Below are 16285 nucleotides of genomic sequence, written 5' to 3'. Positions count from 1 at the left end.
CATAGACAGAGGCGAGCAGGTCGGGGGGCACATGAAGACAGCAGCAATCGTCGTCGCAGCTGGTCGCGGCACCCGCGCCGGTGGCGGCACCCCGAAACAATGGCGGTCCTTGCTGGGCCGCCCTGTTGCTGCACATTCTTTACAGGCCTTTACAAGCCATCCGGGCATCGCGCAGGTCGTCCTTGTGATCCACCCGGACGACCGCGATCTGGTTGCGTCGGCCAGTCTGAGCGACGTGCAGACCGTCACCGGCGGCGCAACACGCAGTGCGTCTGTGCGCGCAGGCCTTGAAGCAGTGCACAGCAGCTGTGACACCGTTCTCATCCATGACGCCGCACGCCCCTGTGTGTCCAAGGCAACCATTGACGGGGTGCTTTCGGCTCTGACCGCGCAGAATGCTGCTGCTCCGGCTGTTGCCGTTGTTGATGCGCTGTGGACCGGTTTGGACGGCTTTGTGACCGGAACACAGGACCGCGCGGGGCTCTTCCGGGCGCAGACGCCGCAGGGGTTTGCCCTTGATCTCATCCTGGATGCGCATGCGCGGTTTCCCGATGGAGCTGATGATGATGTCGGGCTCGCACGCCGCGCCGGCCATGGGGTTGCCATCACCGCCGGGGATGAGGACAATCTGAAAATCACGCTGCCCGAAGACTTTGCTCGGGCCGAGCGCATACTGAGGGCACGGGATGGACATCAGACTGGGTAATGGCTTTGACGTGCACGCCTTCGGGCCGGGGGATCACGTCATTCTGTGCGGCGTGCGCATTCCGCATGACCAGGGCCTCGTCGGGCATTCCGATGCCGATGTGGGCATGCACACCGTGACAGATGCCATCTACGGCGCGCTGGCCCGGGGCGACATCGGCCAGCATTTCCCGCCGTCCGATCCACAGTGGAAAGGTGCCGCCAGCGAAATCTTTCTCAAACATGCCGCAGACCTTGCGCGCTCCATGGGGTTCGCCATCAGCAACATCGACTGTACGCTGATCTGTGAATTCCCCAAGATCGGCCCGCACGCGGCCAGCATGCGGCAGGAAATGGCGCGTCTTATGGGCGTCGATCAGGCGCGTGTGTCGGTTAAAGCAACCACGTCTGAAAAGCTGGGCTTCACGGGGCGCGGCGAAGGGATCGCCTGTATCGCAACCGCTGCACTGGTCAGCGCATGACGGGTCTCGCGCGGATGATCGGTACGGTCCTGGGCGTGGGATACATCCGCCCGGCGCCCGGCACCTGGGGATCGCTCATTGCCCTGCCCTGGGCCTGGCTGCTGCATGTTCTGGGGGGCTTTCCGCTGCTACTTCTGGGCGTGATCGCGGCCTTCATCAAAGGCTGGTGGGCCACATCCGTTATGACGCGGGACAGCACGGATCATGACCCCTCTGAAATCGTCGTCGATGAACTTGCGGGCCAGTGGATAGCACTTCTGCCGATCTCCTGGGCGGCATGGTCGATGGGGCTGAACATTCTGGTGATGTGGCCGGGCTGGATCGCAGCTTTCGCCCTCTTCCGCCTGTTTGATATCCTGAAACCGGGCCCTGTGGGCTGGGCGGACCGGCGCGGGGATGCGCTGGGTGTGATGCTGGATGATGTGATTGCCGGCGTTTTCGCAGCTGTCGGCGTGTTGGTTCTGGCGGGGCTTTACCATGGGATCGGGTGACGGACGCGCCACCGCACAGGTTATTGAAAACGCGAAAAGTTCCGGCGTTATGATCGCAACGGCTGAAAGCTGTACCGGTGGCATGATCGCTGCCGCTCTGACTGACATTCCCGGTGCATCCGCGGTCGTTGAGCGCGGCTTCGTGACCTACACAAATGCAGCCAAGGTTCAGATGCTGGGCGTCTCAGAGGTGACGCTCTCCGCGCATGGTGCGGTGTCAGAAGAAGTGGCACAGGAAATGGCCACTGGCGCACTGACCTATTCAGGCGCGCAGCTGGCGGTTTCCGTAACCGGGATCGCCGGACCGGGTGGTTCAGAATTCAAACCGGAAGGCCGGGTCTGTTTTGGACTTGCCACAAAAAATGGCGTGAACACGGAGACCGTGGAATTCGGCGCGCCCGGCAGATCCCGCGTGCGGCAGGCCGCCTGTGATCATGCGCTGGCCTTGCTGATGAAGGCACTTCAGTCGCCGATCACCTGAACAAACGCCCTGAAATCTCCGGTATCGACAGCTGACCAGAGCGTATCTGCGCGCCGCGCCCCGATGAGTGCCACCGCTTTGCGCATCAGACGAGACCGCCGTTCCGCGAGCGATACGGGCGCCGCCAGATCGTGAAATCCGGACACCTCTGAGCCGTCATTGTTCATGACCAGGATGCGGGCCTGCATTTCTGACAGTGTATCATCTTCCTGCACGGTGACACGTTCACGCAGGGCAACAAGTTGCGGATCGCATGCGGACTCATCTGTGTAGCGCGCGATGTTTGCGGTGCTGATCCCCGCCAGGGCCATCGCCGCGGTATGCGGGTAGGAGAACTTGACCGCGAGACCCGTTTCCGGATTTTGCTGGTTGCAGACAGTCATCCAGCGCGGGTGCGTCGAAATCATAATTCTATCAACGTGTTCTGCGGTGACATTCATCTTTGAAACCGCCTCAAGCATGGCGTGCAGGCCGTGACAACAGGCATGAAACTTGTGGCTGATCTGCAAAATCTGACGCGCCGGTGATCCCGCATCAGGCAGCGCTGTTTCATCCGCTGATCCATGGTGCGTCGGACCAAATCCCAGAGGTCCGGCAATACCATCAGACGCTGCGGTCACACCAGCCGCAGCCCAGAGAACCGCCTCGATCCCAGTCCGCGCCGCAAGTCCCGCGTTCAGGGGTTTGGCCATGGTGCCAAACTGGGATTTCAGACCCGAGGCCATCGACGCGCAGAGCCCCAGCGCCATGCGCGTCTGGTCCGGGGTCAGCTCCAGCAGGCGTGCGGCACCAAGGGTCGCGCCGAAGGCACCTGCGGTCGCTGTCTGATGAAAACCTGTCTGGTAGTGGCCGCGTCCCAGCCATTGGCCCACCAGAATGGAGGCTTCCACACCGGTCAGCGCGGCCTCGCACATCTCCGCAAAAGGAATGTCCCGTTCCTCAGCCAGCGCAAGAACAGCCGGGACAACAGCAACTGACGGGTGCCCGATATGGGCAAAATGCGTGTCGTCATAATCCAGCGCGTGGCTCAGCGTACCATTGATCAGGGCGGCACCCGCCGGCGGAATGCGACCACCCCCAAAAACCGTTACCGTCCCGGTGCCGGCCTGTCCCGTCACAGTCGCGCGAAATCCATCAAACGCCCGGTCTTCCGCCCCCGCTATGCCACAGGCGGCCCAGTCAGCAAGGGACAGTTGCATCATCTCCAGCGCTTCTGCGTCCGTTTTGGCCTGTGCCAGGGTCAGAAGACGGTCGGTGATGTTCATGACGGACCGTAAAGCGCGCGGGCGCGGGTTTCGAAGGCGCGGACAATCCGTTGCATTGCCTCGTTGAACACCACACCGATCAGACGCTGCAGGATCATATTACGGAAAGCAAAATCGACAAAAAACTCAACCTCGCAGCCCCCGCCTTCGCAGTCCCGGAACGCCCAGTTGGATTTCATGTATCGAAAGGGCCCGTCGAGGTATTCGGTATCGATAAGGTGCTGCGACGGGGTCAGCTCGACCCGGCTGGTGAACCGTTCGCGGAACACTTTGAAGCTGATGACAAGGTCGGCTTCCATGATCTCCTGGTCGCCCTGCGGTGTCACCGACCGGATACGTGCGGCTGAACACCAGGGCAGGAATTCCGGATAGCGCGCCACATCCGCTACAAGGTCATACATCTGCTGCGCACTGTAGGGCAGTTTTCTGGTTTCAGAGTGTGTCGGCATTGCTTTGTCGTGTCTCAGAGGTTAGCCATCCATGTCGTATGTCCCAACCCCAAGATCAAGGTATTTCCGATGCCCTCGCGTCCATATGTCATAGATGAAATGATCTCGGCCAAGTCCATCGCGGCGCGGATCGAGAGCCTTTGCAAGGAGATCCAGGACGAATTCGGCGGCACGGACAAGCTGGTGGTGGTCGGCCTGCTGCGCGGCAGTTTTGTGTTCATCGCCGATCTGGTGCGGGAACTCGATCTGCCCATTGAGGTCGATTTTCTGGAAGCATCCAGTTACGGCGACGGGATGGAAAGCAGCCGCGAGGTCCGCATTCTCAAGGATCTCCGCGGAGCCATCGAAGGCCGCGATGTGCTGGTGGTCGAGGATATCGTGGACACCGGACATACGCTGAACCACGTCACGCACCTGCTGGAAAGCCGTAAGCCCGCGCGGCTGAAATCAATCGCCCTGCTCGATAAACCTAGCCGTCGCGAAGTTGATTTCAGAGCGGACTGGACCGGGTTTGAAATTCCCGACGAATTTGTGGTGGGCTATGGCATCGACTTTGCCCAGCGGAACCGAAATCTGCCTTTCATCGGGTCCGTCCGCTTCACGGGCGACTGATCACCAGGTCCACCGGGCTGCCCCGCACAAGAGGTTGTGACTATACCTTTGCCGGGAATGCGCTACCTTTGTGCTCAGGTGCGCTTGTCCGAAACACATTTCTGGAGACCTGAAATTATGAAAAAGCGGGTAATTCTTCCTCTGATCGCAGCACTGGCCGTTACAACCACAGTGGGCACAGCATTTGGCGGAGGACATTCCGACACCAACCCTGCCGTCAAAGCGCGCAACGCGCAGATGTCTCTCATTGCCTACAACATGGGCATCCTGGGCGCGATGGCCAAAGGAGAAACAGAATTCAGCACAGAAACGGCAACGGCTGCAGCAACCAGCCTGGCGAAAGTGGCCAAACTGGACCGCAGCATTCTGTGGACCGAGGGAACCGTTCAGGGCGACGTCCCCGGCACCCGCGCCAAGGCTGAAATCTGGAGCGATGCCGCCGGTTTTGAAAAAGCAGCCGTCGGTCTGGAGACAGCCGCAGATGGTCTCGTGGCCGCCGCGGGTCAGGACCTTGATGCACTGCGCGCGGCAATGCAGGCGGCCGGCGCGAGCTGCGGTACCTGCCACAAGGCGTACCGCGGTCCGCGAAACTGAGGCGCGGCATGCTGCGCGGGCTGATCCGTCTGGCCGTTTTTCTGGTGGCCGGTGGGGCGCTGGTTTTCTGGGTGATAACCCGCCCGGACACCCTGCCCGCGCAGACCGTTCTGCATGACGGCGATCCCGAAGCCGGTGCTCTTGTTTTTGCGGCTGCCGGCTGTGCCTCCTGTCATGTGGACCCGGGTGCCGGGCAAACCGATGCACCGGTTCTGGCAGGTGGCCGTCCTTTTGTCACAGACTTCGGGACGTTTTACGCCCCCAACATCTCATCCGATCCTGACGCGGGTATCGGCCGCTGGACTGAGGCGGAATTTGCGCAGGCCGTGACGCGGGGTGTCTCACCGGACGGACAGCATTATTACCCGGCGTTTCCCTACACCGCTTATGCGTTCATGACGGATCAGGACGCGGGTGATCTATTTGCCTACATGCGCACGCTTCCCGCATCCGCGACCGAAAGCCAGCCTCATGATCTGGGCTTTCCGTTTAACATCCGGCGCGGTCTGGGCATCTGGAAGCTTCTGAACCAGAGTGCGGATTTTCATCTGCAGGGCGATCTGAACCCACAGGAAACCCGCGGTCGGTATGTCGCGGAGGCTCTCGCGCATTGCAGCGAATGCCATACAGAACGGGATGTGCTGGGCGGGCTGAACCGCAACCGGTGGCTGGCGGGCGCGCCATCACCCACCGGCAAGGGTCGCATTCCTAACATCACACCAGGGGTGCTTGGCTGGTCCGCCGCGGATCTGACTGCCTATTTCACCAGCGGGCTGACCCCTGAGTACGACAGCGCGGGCGGCGACATGGCCGTGGTTGTCGAAAACCTGGCGAAACTGCCCGAAGCAGACCGGGAAGCCCTGGCGGCTTATCTGCTGCGGGTTGAAACGGTGCGCTGAGCGTCAGCCAAGCCCGAGCTTCTTGTTGCGTGCGTCCCGCAGACGGGCAAAGTCATCACCTGCGTGATAGGACGACCGGGTCAGCGGCGTGGCCGAAACCATCAGGAAGCCTTTGCCATAGGCCGCCTTTTCATAGGCTTTGAATTCATCAGGCGTCACAAAGCGGTCGACCCGGTGGTGTTTCGGTGTGGGCTGCAGATACTGACCGATGGTCAGAAAGTCGATGTCGGCCGCGCGCATGTCTTCCATAACCTGGATCACGGACTGGCGGTCTTCACCGAGGCCCACCATGATTCCCGACTTGGTGAACATTGACGGTTCCAGTTCCTTGACCCGCTGCAACAGGCGCAGCGAATGGAAATAGCGCGCACCGGGCCGTACTTCCGGGTAAAGGCCCGGAACTGTTTCAAGGTTGTGGTTGAAAACATCCGGGCGCGCCTCGACCACTGTCTCCAGGACCGACGGGTCACATTTCAGAAAGTCCGGCGTCAGGATCTCAATGGTGGTTCCCGAACTGCGGTGGCGGATCGCGCGGATGGTCTGGGCGAAGTGATCTGCACCACCATCTTCCACATCATCACGGTCGACCGATGTGATCACCACATGGTTCAGACCAAGCTTTTCGACCGCATGGGCCACACGACCCGGTTCAAAGGCATCAAGCGCTTCAGGCGGCTTGCCGGTTGCAATGTTGCAGAACGTGCAGGCGCGGGTGCAGACCTCGCCCATGATCATCATGGTGGCGTGACCCTGGCTCCAGCATTCGCCCACGTTCGGGCAGCCTGCCTCTTCGCAGACCGTGACCAGATTGTTTTCCCGCATGATACGGGCCGTATCTGCATACCCCTTTCCGCCGGGCGCTTTCACGCGGATCCAGTCGGGTTTCTTGGGCTGCGGATTGTCAGGGCGCCGCGCCTTTTCAGGGTGGCGCTGTGCAGGAATTTTCAGATCGCGGGTGGCCATGGTGGATCTCCGGTTCGATTTCCACCTGTCTAACGCTATTGACGGGTACGGTTCAACCGGCCCGGCTGTCGCAGGGCGCATAGCCGCCCTGCGTCCGGCGCGGCCCGGGCCTCAGCCGATAAGCGGGCCGCCGGGGCCAACTGTTTCGTCATAATGACGCTTGAGGCGCATAAGGGCGATTCGGAGCACGATCTTGCCCGAGCGGGCCGACCAGCCGAGCTTTTTCTCAGCTGTTTCAAGCCCTTCCAGATAACAGCAGCACCGCAGCACCACGTCGGACAGGCCCGGCCCGAGGTCCGCCAGCGCATCCGCCACCCGTTTGCGCGCGTTGGCCGGGCCGTCGCCCACGCCGCTGTCCGGTACATAAGTGTCGTTCCCGCCTGCCGTCAGGAAACGGTCCCAGTTCTGGGCAACGCGTGGTCCCATCTGGGCCAGTTCGAAATCCTCGCGCAGACGTTCGCCCACGGTCACGAGTTCGTCGCTCAGAAAGTTCTCGCCGTTTTTGTCCCGGCGACGGGCAAGCGCTGTGAGCGGGCTTTCCGCAAGGTTGTAGCGCATCCGTCTGGGACGTCCGGTATCCGCATCGGGCAGCGTTTTCTCGCCCCACTCACGATGTTGCCCGGCAAAAGGCGTCTGCGCATCCGCAAAACCAGGGACTTTGGTGTCGTCGCCCTGTTGAAGCATGGTCTCGAGTGCGGTGCGGCCGGCCGCCGTGATGGAATAACGGGTGATCCGCCCCGATTTTGCCGGTGTGATCCAGTCTTTCAGCGCCATCGCCTCGGCCACCGACCGTTCCACGACACCAGTGCGCGTCGCCTGACCTGCGGCACCGTCACGTACAATCACGGCTTTTTCCATGTCCGTGGCAACCGCCAGGACCGCGCCCTTTTCACACAGACGGCGCAGGACACGGCGTGCTTCCGCCATCAGCAGGGCATCATCTGTTTCACTGTCAGCTGAAGTGATTTTCTGTTGGAAACTCATACGTAGCGGATCCTTTTCAAACTCATTGTCAGGCCGCGGGCTGTGAAAGTGCACCTGACCCAGGGTACGGAGCGCCGCATCGACCAGCGGGTCGTCACGGCGTGTCTCAATGCGCCGGATCTGACGCAGTACGGTCGAGGCATGACAGCCAGCCGCGCGGGCCAGCGCCCTGATGGGCAGGCCTGCCTCGGTATGGGCCAGGTACATCTGTGCAGATGCAGGCACCCAGTCGGGCATTGCCTTGTCTTCGGTGGTCCTGTCGCGGACCTGTGGGTAATCCTCTGGTGTCATCATAACTTACCGTAACCATCCCCTGCCACGAGTTGCATTCAGACTTGGACTGCAACCTAGAGGAGAATATAGTTACCTGATCGTTAATATCCGGCATTCCCGATAGTATTGTATCTATTGAATAAACAGTATTTAAACCAACGCACGGTATCTTGCACAAATGCGCAACAGTCCCGCCACATTCTGCGTGGTCAGACTTTGTTCATCACCCTTAACAGAACCCTGGCATCCCGGTACGCGCGGCGCGCTCCGGCGCAACACCCGGACTGGTTGTGTCATAGTGTCCTCATCCGGCTAGCAGTCAAAAGCTGCTGCCGCAGGACAAAGGAAGACACAGATGCAAGACGTACTATCAATGCTTCACGCCCTGCGCCGTCCACGACTGCTTATGCGGGCGGCCAGAATTGGCGCAGATGATTACCGCCGGTCAACCCACCTGCCCCGGCTGCTCGGATATGGCAACCTGCCCCGCCACGCCGCCTCACTGCTGCGGCTGATGGAAATTGAGGCGGGGCTGAACACACAGCGCCTGAACGGGGACACAGCCTACAGTCTTGTACGCCATGTTGATGTGCTTATCGCCATGCTGGGTGAGGCCCGCGTGCTCAAGGCATCGCAGACCGCCTGAACTTACATGAAGCTGTCCGGCACTTCCGCCTTCTTGCGTGAAATGTAGTCGGAAAGCGCCTCGTTGACCGACGGATCGATGGCCGGCTGCTGATAATCAGCCAGCATCTTTTCGACCCGAAGTGCCGCAAGCACCTGCGTATCGCGCGCACCCTCGTCTTCCCAGGTCTCATAGGGCTTGTAGTCCAGCAGATCGGATTTCCAGAATGCGGATTTAAAGTTTTCCTGTGTGTGGGCACATCCCAGATAGTGCCCGCCAGGTCCGACTTCGCGGATCGCATCCAGCGCCTGGGCGTTTTCGTCGACACTCACACCCTGCGCAAGGTGATGCAGCGTTCCCAGCTGATCGGCATCCATGACAAATTTTTCAAAGGAAGAAACAAGCCCGCCTTCCAGCCAGCCGCAGGCATGCAGCATGAAGTTCACGCCCGACAGCAGCCCCATATTCAGGCTGTTCGCCGTTTCATACGCGGCCTGGGCATCCGGCAGTTTCGAGCCACAGAAAGACCCGGCGGAGCGGTATGGCAGCCCCAGACGGCGCGCGAGCTGGCCCGCACCATAGGTTATGTGCGAGGCCTCAGGCGTACCGAACGTCGGTGCGCCCGAGTTCATATCGATCGAAGTGACAAAGGCCCCCATGATCACAGGGGCGCCCGGGCGGATGAGCTGACTGTACGCAATACCCGCGAGCACTTCTGCGAGCACCTGCGTGAGCGTACCCGCGACCGAAACCGGCGCCATTGCACCGCCCACGATAAACGGGGAAATGATGCAGGCCTGGTTGTTTTTCGCATATACTTCCAGCGCGCCCATCATCACGTCATCAAAAGTCATCGGCGAGTTGATGTTGATCAGCGAGGTCATCACGGTGTTTTCCTGAACGAAATCCTTACCAAAGAGGATTTCGCACATTTCAACACTGTCCTGCGCGCGGCTGGGTTCGGTCACTGACCCCATGAACGGCTTGTCGCTCAGCGTCATATGAGCGTGCAGCATATCAAGGTGACGCTTGTTCACCGGCAGATCGGTGGGTTCGCAGACCGTGCCGCCCGAGTGGTGCAGCCACTTCGACATATAGCCCAGCTTCACGAATTTGCGGAAATCTTCCATGGTCGCGTATCGGCGGCCGCCCATATTGTCGCGCACAAACGGCGGGCCATAGACAGGCGCCAGCACCAGATTGCGCCCGCCGACGACAACGCTGCGCTCAGGATTGCGGGCGTGCTGTGTAAAGGTTGAGGGCGCGGTGCTGCAGAGTTTGCGCGCAAGTCCACGCGGGATACGGACACGTTCACCGTCAATGTCCGCGCCGGCTTCTCTCCAGCGCTCCAGTGCCGCCGGGTTCTCGACGAAGTTCACGCCGATCTCTTCGAGCACAGTTTCAGCGTTGTATTCGATAATTTCGAGCGCCTCTTCGTTCAGCACCTCGAAGTTCGGGATATTCCGCTCAATGTACTTAGCCGTTTCAAACGACACTGCACTGCGCGCGGCACGTCGTGCGGCTCCGCCACCACCGCGTGCCCGTCTGCGTTCTGCTCCAGCCATGTTCCCAACCTCCGTCCGGCGTAACTGGCACCGGTACTACCCTGGCCCTGCCACTGGCCCCGCGCCGGTTGCGGCGAAGCAGGGAAAAAAGCGACATTACGCGGCGGCACGAAAAAGGAATGCCCCGGCGAACATCATAAAACCCCTGAAATCTGCGCCGAATGATTGCGCACACGGTTCTTCCTGTGGTCAGGTCCGGATCAGACAAAAAGGGAGAGAACCATGCGGCGCGGAATATTACCTGTGCTGATGTTTGTGCTCGGGTGCTGGGCGTCAGCTTCGCAGGCAGTGACATTTGTAAGTGCCCGCGCGGAAAACGGTGCAGACAAGACAGTCATTTTTCTGCACGGCTTTGTCAGCAACGCCAGAGACGCATGGCAGCATCCCGACACCGGGGCATACTGGCCGGATTTTTTCAGGTCTGATCTGGCCCTGTCATCATACAACAGTGCAGTGGTCGATTATTCCACCTCGCTGAATGACCCTTATATCGGCATCGACGAAGTTGCGGACGAGGTCACGCGCGAGCTGAGGCTTTTTCTGCAGTCCAGACCCCCAAACGAGGAAATTGTGTTTGTCGGCCACAGTCTTGGCGGCATCATCGCGCGCAAAATGATTTTGCAAAACAGCGATGTCGCCGGCAGAACACTGGCGCTCATCACGCTCGGCACGCCGATGGGCGGTTCCGGGTTCGCCACGCTGGGGTCGCGGCTCGGGTTTCGGGGCGGCATCGTCCGCGACCTTCGGAGAAGCAGCGACGGCAACTTTTTGGGAGCCTTCACTCAGCAATGGGCGAATGCGCAGTTACAGCTGAATATTCCGGTGCATTGCGCCGGAGAACAACTGGACATTTTCGGAGACAGTCTGCGCAGCCTTACGATCGTCGGGCAAAGCAGCGCCCGGAGGACCTGCGACCATTTTGAGATACTGCAAGGGCATGATCATCAGAGCCTCGTGAAGCCTGAGGGACCGACCGACGACATCCACCGCTTTCTGACCGATCATCTGAACCGGTACTGATCCTCAGAACGGAACACATCTGTGCTGTGCCTGTTGCCGGCACAGCCCGGAACAGATGCCAAGCCCGGGCTCATTATTCCCTGCAGGTGCGCGCCGGGGCTTGCCACCGGCACCCCCTGCCCCTAATCAGCGCGTATGAGCATGATTGATCACGACCGCCTCCTCATCATCGACTTCGGCAGCCAGGTGACGCAGCTGATCGCGCGGCGTTTGCGGGAGCTGAACGTCTATTGCGAAATCCATCCCTATCAGAACGTGACGATGGACATGGTGCGCGACATGGCGCCCAAGGCGGTCATTTTCTCCGGTGGTCCTGACAGTGTGGTCCGCGAGGGATCGCCCCGTCCGCCCGAAGGCATCTTTGACTACGGCGTCCCGATCCTGGGCATCTGTTATGGCCAGCAGGTGATGATGCAGGCGCTTGGTGGCCGCGTTGAGGGTGGTAAAATCTCCGGCGGTGGTGGTACTGCGGAATTCGGCCGTGCCTTTGTGACGCCTGCGGGGGCGCTGGATCTGCTGGAGGGATGGTTTGACGAAGGCCAGGAACAGGTCTGGATGAGCCATGGTGATCACGTCGCTGAACTGGCGCCCGGCTTTGAGGTCTTTGGCACTTCGCCCAATGCGCCCTACGCCATCACGGCCGATACGGACCGTCATTTCTATGCCGTCCAGTTTCACCCTGAAGTGCACCACACCCCGCGCGGTGCAAAACTCTATGAGAACTTCGTACGCCTCGCCGGATTTACCGGCGACTGGACGATGGCAGGTTACCGCGAACAGGCTGTTGAGGCGATCCGCACTCAGGTGGGCGATGCAAAGGTGATCTGCGGCCTGTCCGGCGGTGTGGATTCCACGGTTGCCGCAGCACTTATCCACGAGGCCATCGGCGATCAGCTGACCTGTGTGTTCGTGGACCATGGTCTTCTGCGCAAGAATGAAGCCCAGGAAGTCGTGGGGATGTTCCGGGACCACATGAACCTGCATGTGATCCACGCCGACGAAACGGATCTGTTTCTGGGCGAGCTCGAAGGGCAGTCGGACCCCGAAACCAAGCGCAAGATCATCGGCCGTCTCTTTATTGATGTTTTTCAGAAATACGCAGACCAGATTGAGGGTGCCGCCTTTCTGGCGCAGGGCACGCTCTATCCCGATGTGATCGAAAGCGTCTCTTTCAGTGGCGGCCCGTCGGTCACCATCAAGTCGCACCACAACGTCGGCGGCCTGCCTGAAAAGATGGGGCTGAAACTGGTCGAACCGCTGCGCGAACTCTTCAAGGACGAAGTGCGCGCCCTTGGACGGGAACTGGGGCTGCCTGCCAGCTTTATCGGCCGCCACCCGTTCCCCGGCCCCGGCCTTGCGATCCGGTGCCCCGGCGAGATTACCCGCGAAAAGCTGGACATCCTGCGCGAGGCGGACGCGGTCTATATCGACCAGATCCGCAAACACGGGCTTTATGATGACATCTGGCAGGCCTTCTGCGCCATTCTTCCGGTGCGCACCGTCGGCGTGATGGGCGATGGGCGGACCTATGACTTTGCCTGTGCCCTGCGGGCCGTAACCTCGGTTGATGGCATGACCGCTGATTATTATCCGTTCAGCCACGAATTCCTTGGCGAGACGGCAACGCGGATCATCAACGAGGTGCCCGGCATCAACCGCGTCACCTATGACATCACCTCCAAACCTCCGGGCACGATCGAATGGGAATGATGCCCGTTCGCATCAGCGCGGCATGAATCCGACCGTCAAAGCCTGTCTGTGGATGATCGGCGCGATTGCGTCGTTTTCGTCGATGGCCGTCGCGGGCCGGGAACTGTCCAGTTCGCTCGATACCTTCGAGATCATGATGTACCGCAGCATGTTCGGGCTGGTGATCGTGCTGACCGTGGCTGGTTTTGCGGGGACGCTCCGCGAGGTCAATACCGGGAATTTCCGTCTGCAGTTGGTACGCAACCTGGCGCATTTCACCGGACAAAACCTCTGGTTTTATGCCGTGACCATCATTCCGCTGGCACAGGTTTTTGCGCTCGAATTCACCTCGCCGCTCTGGGTGATCGTGCTGTCACCGCTCATTCTTGGCGAACGGCTCACCGCAATGCGGGGTTTTGCTGCGATCATGGGGTTCATCGGGATTCTGATTGTTGCCCGGCCCGATATGGCCGGGATCAACGCAGGCGTCATTACCGCGGCGTCCTCGGCGATCTTCTTTGCGATCACCATGATGCTGACGAAGAAGCTGACCCGCACGCAAAGCATCACCTGCATTCTGTTCTGGCTCACCGTGCTGCAGCTGATCTTCGGGATAGTCGCGACCGCGTGGGATGGCGACATTGCCGTGCCGGCGGCGGCCGAACTGCCGCTGGTGCTGCTGATCGGTGCTGCGGGTCTGATGGCACACTTTTGTTTGACCACTGCGTTATCGCTGGCCCCTGCCACGGTGATCGTACCGGTGGATTTCATCCGCCTGCCGACCATCGCGATTGTCGGAATGCTGCTCTATCAGGAACCGCTGGAGATCCAGGTGTTCATCGGCGCGCTGATCATTTTTACCGGGAATTACCTCAACCTGTGGGCTGAAACCCGCAGAACAGCGTAGTTCTACGTAACGTCACAACGGCCTTTTCCCCTGCGTCAACAATTGACCGGTGTCAGAATCGTGATTACCTGCGACCACTTTTGAGCAATGGTGCGAGAAAACAAAAAAACCGATCTTCTGGGGAGGAGATTTCATGCGAGTATACATCGGAAGTGTAACAGCTTTGTGTCTGGCCGCGGGTGGCGCGCAGGCTGGCGCGATTGACAGGTCGGGCCAATCGGTTGACGTGTTGTTCGAGGACGGAAGATACCTTGAATTCAGTTTCGGTGCTGTTGCCCCTGATCTGACGGGTGAATCAGTCTCAGCACTGCCCAACGGCAGCGGTTCTGGCAACATATCCCCGGACTACTTTACATACGGAGCCGCATATAAAGCGGACATAAACGATCGGTGGTCCTATGCTCTGATTCTGGATGAACCATTCGGTGCCGAAGTCGACTACGCCGATGGAACAGGATATTTCGCTCAAGGGTCAGATGCCGAATTCGAAAGCAGAGCACTGACCGGTTTGCTGCAGTACAATATGAACAACGGAATGTCTGTTTACGGTGGTCTCCGGATTCAGTCTGCTGAAGCAAATGCAAATGTCATTTTTGGGCCTCTTGGGTTAGATTATTCGGCAGAAGCGGACGTTCACTACGGCGTGGGTTATGTGGCTGGCATTGCTTACGAAAAACCCGAAATTGCGTTGCGCGTGTCCCTGACGTGGAATTCTGAGATTTCGCATTCTGTCGACACGGTTGAAACACAAGCCGGGCTTCCGGCGCCGGTGACAACCTCTACTGAGTTTGAAACACCTCAATCTGTGAACCTGGCGTTCCAGACAGGTGTTGCCGCAAACACACTGCTTTTCGGCGGCGTCCGTTGGGTAGACTGGTCTGATTTCGCTCTTGATCCGGCGCTTTACCAAACACTGACCGGCGGGCCACTTCTCAGCTATGAAGAAGATGTAATTACATACACTCTGGGAATTGGTCGAAAATTGAATGAGAACTGGTCAGTCGCCGCGTCTGTGGGGTACGAGGAAAATACCGGAAATCTGTTCACAAATCTTGGGCCAAACGATGGACAGGAAAGCATTGGTTTCGCTGTCATCTATACGAAAGAGAAAATGAAAATTACCACGGGCTTAAGGTATGTGCGCGTTGGAGACACCCAGACACGCGCTGGTCCGTTTTCTCCCGCAGCCGCGTTCGATGACAATGATGCAATCGCGTTCGGCGTCAAAGTCGGCTTCAACTTCTGATCCGACAAACAGCTCACCGGAAAACGCCCGCCATCGCGCGGGCGTTTTTTATTGCGCATGATCCGGGTGGCGCCGCGCGCCGCTCTGCCCCAGGATCAGGGTCATGACAGATCAGAAATCAATTTCGATGCAGGCCTGGGGTCTTTTGCTGCTGCTGGGCATTATCTGGGGCGCATCCTTTGTGTCTATCCGCGTCGCGCTGGACGAAATCGGCTTTCTGACGACCGTTGCCCACAGGACATTCTGGGCCATGCTGGCACTTTGGATAGTGGTGCTCGTCATGCGGCTGCCCATCCCGCGTGAGCCACGCATCTGGGGTGCGTTTTTTGTGATGGGGTTGCTGAATAACGTTATCCCATTTGGTCTTATGGCCTGGGGACAGCTCCACATTGAAAGTGGTCTGACTTCGATCCTGAACGCAGCTACGGCGATCTTTGGTGTTCTGATGGCCGCGCTGTTCTTTGCCGATGAACGGCTGACCCTGCGCAAACTGGCAGGTGTTCTTCTGGGCTTTGCCGGTGTGGCTACCGCCATCGGGCTGGAGAACCTGCGCAGCTTCAGCCTGCAGTCTCTGGCCCAGCTGGCGGTGATCGGGGGCACCCTGTCTTACGCGCTGGCCGGTGTCTGGGCCCGAAAAAACCTTGCGGGTCTTAAGCCCCAGGTCGCCGCCGCAGGCATGCTGACCGGGTCAACGCTGATCACCGTGCCACTTGCCTTTATGTTCGACGGTCCCGTGACATTGCTGCTGGAACCACGGACCATTGCGGCCATCGGTTACTTTTCGATCATCGCGACAGCAGGTGCTTACCTGCTCTATTACCAGGTGCTGGCTCTTGCCGGCAGCGGCAATCTGTTGCTGGTGACCCTGCTGATCCCGCCGGTCGCTATTGTTCTGGGCGCCCTTATGCTGGGTGAAGCATTGCACGCAGGCGCTTACGCGGGTTTCGCGCTTCTGGCCTGCGGACTGGGTATCCTGGACGGGCGTCTTCTGAAGGGCTTGCAGCGTTCGGCACCGGTGCGCACAGATTGACGCCCTGCGCAGGCGCGGCTAGGAGG

At 59.7% G+C, this 16285-nt stretch carries 18 protein-coding genes; 13 read left to right on the top strand and 5 right to left on the bottom strand.

Going from position 1 to position 16285, the window contains the following annotated elements; genetic code table 11:
• Nucleotides 1-31 precede the first annotated feature (31 nt).
• Genes ispD through AB4K19_RS06690 form a run of 4 tightly spaced genes read left to right on the top strand, consistent with a single transcriptional unit; the run spans nucleotide 32 to nucleotide 2138 of the window.
• Entirely contained in the window at nucleotides 32-706 is a 675-nt protein-coding gene (ispD, locus tag AB4K19_RS06705) for a 2-C-methyl-D-erythritol 4-phosphate cytidylyltransferase (RefSeq protein ID WP_375227670.1), read from the top strand.
• Entirely contained in the window at nucleotides 687-1166 is a 480-nt protein-coding gene (ispF, locus tag AB4K19_RS06700) for a 2-C-methyl-D-erythritol 2,4-cyclodiphosphate synthase (RefSeq protein WP_375227669.1), read from the top strand. The genes ispD and ispF overlap by 20 nt, the downstream gene beginning before the upstream one ends.
• The gene (locus tag AB4K19_RS06695; protein ID WP_375227668.1) at nucleotides 1163-1657 is read left to right on the top strand and encodes a phosphatidylglycerophosphatase A family protein; all 495 of its coding nucleotides are present in this window, start codon (nucleotides 1163-1165) and stop codon (nucleotides 1655-1657) included. Before ispF ends, AB4K19_RS06695 begins: the two co-directional genes overlap by 4 nt.
• Nucleotides 1644-2138, top strand: coding sequence for a CinA family protein (locus AB4K19_RS06690; RefSeq protein ID WP_375227667.1), 495 nt, complete (start codon nucleotides 1644-1646; stop codon nucleotides 2136-2138). The genes AB4K19_RS06695 and AB4K19_RS06690 overlap by 14 nt, the downstream gene beginning before the upstream one ends.
• Here AB4K19_RS06690 and AB4K19_RS06685 read toward each other — a convergent pair.
• A complete protein-coding gene (locus tag AB4K19_RS06685) occupies nucleotides 2120-3403 on the bottom strand; it encodes an MmgE/PrpD family protein (protein WP_375227666.1) in 1284 nt (427 codons plus the stop codon). The genes AB4K19_RS06690 and AB4K19_RS06685 overlap by 19 nt on opposite strands.
• A complete protein-coding gene (locus AB4K19_RS06680; protein WP_375227665.1) occupies nucleotides 3400-3852 on the bottom strand; it encodes a type II toxin-antitoxin system RatA family toxin in 453 nt (150 codons plus the stop codon). Before AB4K19_RS06680 ends, AB4K19_RS06685 begins: the two co-directional genes overlap by 4 nt.
• Nucleotides 3853-3921: 69 nt before the next feature.
• On the opposite strand from AB4K19_RS06680, the gene hpt reads away from it, so the two are divergent.
• From hpt to AB4K19_RS06665, 3 genes are all read left to right on the top strand, one after another.
• Nucleotides 3922-4464, top strand: coding sequence for a hypoxanthine phosphoribosyltransferase (gene hpt / locus AB4K19_RS06675; protein WP_375227664.1), 543 nt, complete (start codon nucleotides 3922-3924; stop codon nucleotides 4462-4464).
• A gap of 117 nt (nucleotides 4465-4581) precedes the next feature.
• Entirely contained in the window at nucleotides 4582-5058 is a 477-nt protein-coding gene (locus AB4K19_RS06670) for a c-type cytochrome (protein WP_375227663.1), read from the top strand.
• An 8-nt stretch (nucleotides 5059-5066) separates the two neighbouring features.
• Entirely contained in the window at nucleotides 5067-5957 is an 891-nt protein-coding gene (locus AB4K19_RS06665) for a c-type cytochrome (protein WP_375227662.1), read from the top strand.
• Between the two features lie 3 nt (nucleotides 5958-5960).
• Here the strand turns inward: AB4K19_RS06665 and lipA are convergent, their stop codons facing one another.
• Together lipA and AB4K19_RS06655 are read right to left on the bottom strand one after the other, a co-directional pair.
• On the bottom strand, nucleotides 5961-6920 hold the full coding sequence (gene lipA / locus AB4K19_RS06660) for a lipoyl synthase (RefSeq protein WP_375227661.1): 960 nt from the start codon (nucleotides 6918-6920) through the stop codon (nucleotides 5961-5963).
• Nucleotides 6921-7031: 111 nt separating this feature from the next.
• On the bottom strand, nucleotides 7032-8198 hold the full coding sequence (locus AB4K19_RS06655) for a DUF6456 domain-containing protein (RefSeq protein WP_375227660.1): 1167 nt from the start codon (nucleotides 8196-8198) through the stop codon (nucleotides 7032-7034).
• A gap of 334 nt (nucleotides 8199-8532) precedes the next feature.
• On the opposite strand from AB4K19_RS06655, the gene AB4K19_RS06650 reads away from it, so the two are divergent.
• Nucleotides 8533-8823 (top strand): DUF6477 family protein, encoded by a 291-nt coding sequence (locus AB4K19_RS06650; protein ID WP_375227659.1) that lies wholly within the window; start codon nucleotides 8533-8535, stop codon nucleotides 8821-8823.
• Nucleotides 8824-8825: 2 nt separating this feature from the next.
• Here the strand turns inward: AB4K19_RS06650 and AB4K19_RS06645 are convergent, their stop codons facing one another.
• Nucleotides 8826-10367 (bottom strand): trimethylamine methyltransferase family protein, encoded by a 1542-nt coding sequence (locus AB4K19_RS06645; RefSeq protein WP_375227658.1) that lies wholly within the window; start codon nucleotides 10365-10367, stop codon nucleotides 8826-8828.
• Nucleotides 10368-10589: 222 nt separating this feature from the next.
• Here AB4K19_RS06645 and AB4K19_RS06640 point away from each other — a divergent pair, with 222 nt between their 5' ends.
• From AB4K19_RS06640 to AB4K19_RS06620, 5 genes are all read left to right on the top strand, one after another.
• Nucleotides 10590-11387, top strand: a complete 798-nt coding sequence (locus AB4K19_RS06640; RefSeq protein WP_375227657.1) for an esterase/lipase family protein — start codon at nucleotides 10590-10592, stop codon at nucleotides 11385-11387.
• 135 nt (nucleotides 11388-11522) lie between these two features.
• Nucleotides 11523-13097 (top strand): glutamine-hydrolyzing GMP synthase, encoded by a 1575-nt coding sequence (guaA, locus tag AB4K19_RS06635; RefSeq protein WP_436399350.1) that lies wholly within the window; start codon nucleotides 11523-11525, stop codon nucleotides 13095-13097.
• A 22-nt stretch (nucleotides 13098-13119) separates the two neighbouring features.
• Entirely contained in the window at nucleotides 13120-13983 is an 864-nt protein-coding gene (locus AB4K19_RS06630; protein ID WP_375227655.1) for a DMT family transporter, read from the top strand.
• 133 nt (nucleotides 13984-14116) lie between these two features.
• Entirely contained in the window at nucleotides 14117-15229 is a 1113-nt protein-coding gene (locus AB4K19_RS06625) for an OmpP1/FadL family transporter (protein ID WP_436399349.1), read from the top strand.
• A 103-nt stretch (nucleotides 15230-15332) separates the two neighbouring features.
• Nucleotides 15333-16259: a DMT family transporter gene (locus tag AB4K19_RS06620; protein WP_375227653.1), complete on the top strand. Its 927-nt coding sequence runs from the start codon at nucleotides 15333-15335 to the stop codon at nucleotides 16257-16259.
• Nucleotides 16260-16285: the final 26 nt, after the last annotated feature.

The sequence above is a fragment of the Roseobacter phycocola genome (genome assembly GCF_042055075.2).
In the GTDB taxonomy this organism is placed as follows: Bacteria; Pseudomonadota; Alphaproteobacteria; order Rhodobacterales; family Rhodobacteraceae; genus Roseobacter.
The sequence above is the reverse complement of the archived record's forward strand: the minus strand, read 5'-3'. Positions and strand labels throughout refer to the sequence as shown.